This window comes from Methanospirillum sp., from assembly GCF_028679455.1.
Classification (GTDB): Archaea; Halobacteriota; Methanomicrobia; order Methanomicrobiales; family Methanospirillaceae; genus Methanospirillum.
Window position 1 is genome coordinate 1 of sequence record NZ_JAJRBM010000220.1, and the last position, 3326, is coordinate 3326.

Annotated in this window: 3 protein-coding genes and 1 pseudogene; 2 read left to right on the forward strand and 2 right to left on the reverse strand. The window is 41.7% G+C overall.

Annotation, left to right across the window (positions count from 1 at the left end; translation table 11 throughout):
* Nucleotides 1-419, reverse strand: a pseudogene (locus LUQ50_RS07215) (histidine kinase); the annotation flags it as partial.
* An 83-nt stretch (nt 420-502) separates the two neighbouring features.
* Nucleotides 503-1594, reverse strand: a complete 1092-nt coding sequence (locus tag LUQ50_RS07220) for an ABC transporter substrate-binding protein (protein WP_300038350.1) — start codon at nt 1592-1594, stop codon at nt 503-505.
* Nucleotides 1595-2015: 421 nt separating this feature from the next.
* On the opposite strand from LUQ50_RS07220, the gene LUQ50_RS07225 reads away from it, so the two are divergent.
* Both LUQ50_RS07225 and LUQ50_RS07230 read left to right on the forward strand, forming a co-directional pair.
* A complete protein-coding gene (locus LUQ50_RS07225) occupies nt 2016-2519 on the forward strand; it encodes a shikimate kinase (RefSeq protein ID WP_300038352.1) in 504 nt (167 codons plus the stop codon).
* Between the two features lie 573 nt (nt 2520-3092).
* On the forward strand, nt 3093-3326 hold a 234-nt coding region (locus LUQ50_RS07230; protein ID WP_300038354.1), incomplete at its 3' end, for a hypothetical protein.

A 3326-nucleotide genomic window follows, 5' to 3' on the forward strand; every position in this document is an offset into this window, starting at 1 on the left:
GCAGTCGGACTTGGCCGTAGATGAGATCTGACAAAAACTCCATTTTCTCTCCCCATATACACCGAATTAACAGATGGATGATTGAGCCTGAAGGAATTAAGTTCGTTAACAATGATCTGTTCACGTTCGCTGATAGAGTACTGAAAGGTTTCAGGCGAGGCATTTACAAACGATGTAAATCCAGAGATGTCAGAATTTCTGACGTCATTATCTTCAGATAGCTGGCGAACATCATTTTCAAGTTCTGCAATATAATTGGACAATGCAAAATCAATATGCTTCAATTGATTGGTTGTATCCACCTGAATTCTGATGAGGTTCTTTTCATGAAGTGATGATGGAAGTAAAACACCGACACAGATCAGGACGAGTAGCATAATGAAGAAATACAGAATCAAGACTTTGGTGCCGAGTTTCATCTGTTTCCGATACCTCACAATAATATTTATATCTTGTGCTATGGCGATCAATTGGTGAGAGGTCTGAAAAAAAGAATCGAAAACTATGCAGACTGATAACTGGGATAATGGATGTTATACATGCTCACAAAAAAGGAGTCAATCAGGTCTGGCAGGTTTATGTCTGTAAATAGGTCTGGATGTAGATCTTTAGCAACAGCCATTAACGCCAGTGGCTGTTGAGGTGAGAATGAGTCATAGACAAATGGATCTGCAACCTCGTACACTCTCCCGGTTTTTACCGCCTTAAGATCTTTCCACTGAGAAAAGTCCCCCTCCCCGCGAAGGATATCTGATGGATTCACCTCTTCATTGTACCAGAGATAGATGACATCAGGATTGAGTTTTTTGAGCGTGTCAAGGTTTAAAACCGGATGCTCATCACTTTTTCCGATGATGTCGGCCGTTTCAATGACGTTTCTTCCTCCAGCAAGGCGAATGACCTCGTTTGTTGCACTATTGATTCCTGCAGTTCCGTATATGTCCCCCCACATCCAGTAGACAGTGGGACGTTCGTTATCCTGAAGGCCCGAAGTTTTATCAGTTACCTTTTTGGTATATTCTGCCATTATTGAGGCGACTCCAGATTCACGATTTTCGTCACCAATCATCTTTGCATAGACGCTATTTGCCCTCGATACATCTGATAACTTTGTATAATAAACGCCATATACCGGAACCCTGAGTTGATCTTTAATTGCAGTGGTCATCTCATCATTCCAATCTGCTGACCAAAGAACAACGAGATCAGGTTTTATTTGTGAAAGAGCCCGTAGGTCAATATCTCCATTCGTATCTTTAATTTTAGGTTTTGAATCAAAGTCGGGATCTATGGCACGAAAAAAGGGCTCTTTTTTATCAAGCATCCAGATATTTCCGATTCCAGAAATTTTTTCAGCCCCACCAACAGCATACATGCTGTTCATCGCATTTTCCACAAGAAAGACCACTCGCTGAACAGGATATGGGATCGTGATATATTGTCCTCGGTCATCGAGGATGGTAATAGTCTGCCCGCCATGCGAAATCTGATTTGCATCAACAGTATTCTCTTCACCTGCAACTGTCGGACAGATGAATGTAAGGAACAATAATACCAGCATAGCAATGCACATAAAATTCTTCAGTCTTTTCATTAGAATTCCCTCACTGATACCTCCAGGAAGACTCTCTTAACCGATGATGACACAATCTGATCAGTACCAAATATCGTCATGCTGGGGTTCTGTTGAAATCTCACGAATGACCGACCAAAACACCGGATTAGATAATTCTTGTATTAGTTTCGTATCTTATAAACATGAAGCACGAATTGATGCATGGTATGTTATTCCGGGACTATTCAGTAGGGCTCATCACCCCTTGTAAAATTCACTGAAATCGTCATATATCTTCCACAAAAATATGAGTTCTATCATCTTGGATCACAACCGATGCCGGGTTGTGATCTAAGATCATTACCTTCATTTCATCGGGTATATTACTATAATCAAAATAATAAAACCCCAAATGAATTTCAATTGAACAATTGTGCACAACACCCGGATATGAGAAATCATGAAAAATATTGTTCTTATCGGCTTGCCAGGTGCCGGAAAAAGTACCATCGGAGTTATCCTTGCGAAAACGTTAGGGATGAAGTTCATTGATACCGATATCGTAATTCAGGAAAATATCGGAAAATTTCTTCAAACCATAATTAATGAGGACGGAACAGAAGCATTCCTGAAAATCGAAGAAAAGAACATACTCGGTCTCAATGAGACTAATACTGTTATTGCCACGGGTGGCAGTGTTGTGTATAGCACCCATGCAATGGAACACCTAAAATCTGACGGCATTTTGGTGTATCTGAATATTTCCTTTGATGAGATGAGTAAACGATTGAGAAACATCAAAAACCGTGGAGTTGTTATGATTCCCGGTCAGAGTCTTTATGACATGGTCAACCAGAGAATACCATTGTACGAAAAGTACGCAGATATCACCATCGATTGTTCTTTTGGTGATTTTGAAAATGTTGTTGGGAAAGTCGTTGAAAAGATCCAAAAAATCCGGTAGTGGTCTTGAATATAACTGGTGATGAAAATCCTTCAGATTATCGTCTACTCAAGCAGTATAGATCCAAATTAGCCAAGCAAATCCTCTCAATGGATAAATATCCATCTTCAGTTACCAAACAGGGCACTACCTGATTTTACCCGCCGTTAGGAAGGCAAGAGAAATGTTGGCCGGATGTACATTAACACCCGAGGAAAACCACCGACCAGCTAGGGACTCTTTCCATCGGTTCCAGAACTGGACCCGGGCTCTTCATAACTATCATAATCTCCGGCCCGGTCATGCCCCCTATTACATCCCCTCACCAATCCATTCACCCGGAATAAATTTCCACCTCCTCTACCTATCCCTGGCAGGTAACTCACGATGAACCCACTCATTATCCAACTATTTTCTAACCCTTCTGCACCCAACTCTGGACTTCATCATTAACTACCCCACAAACCTGGACTTCTATGCAGTATCCTCTCACTCAATCCCGGTTTAGATCTCTTTTCAAAACACCGGATTCATGCTCTGATCCATATCGACACATCAATGTATGATAAGTCCCTATTCTCACCCAGTGAGGGTATGGATCCAGGAGATTTTACTGAGAAGATCCCAGATGACAGAAGCATACTGGTTGTATCTGATGTTCATCTGGGCGGAGTTGAAGGGCCTGAAACGATTAACAGGATGCTCAATTTCCTGGACAAAATAGAGTCCGGGACCGCGAAGGTGGTCTGTCATCCAGAGGAGCATAAAGATGGCAGCCCACCGGTCACAAAAACACTCCTCCCGCCAACAAAAATCATTTTGCTTGGC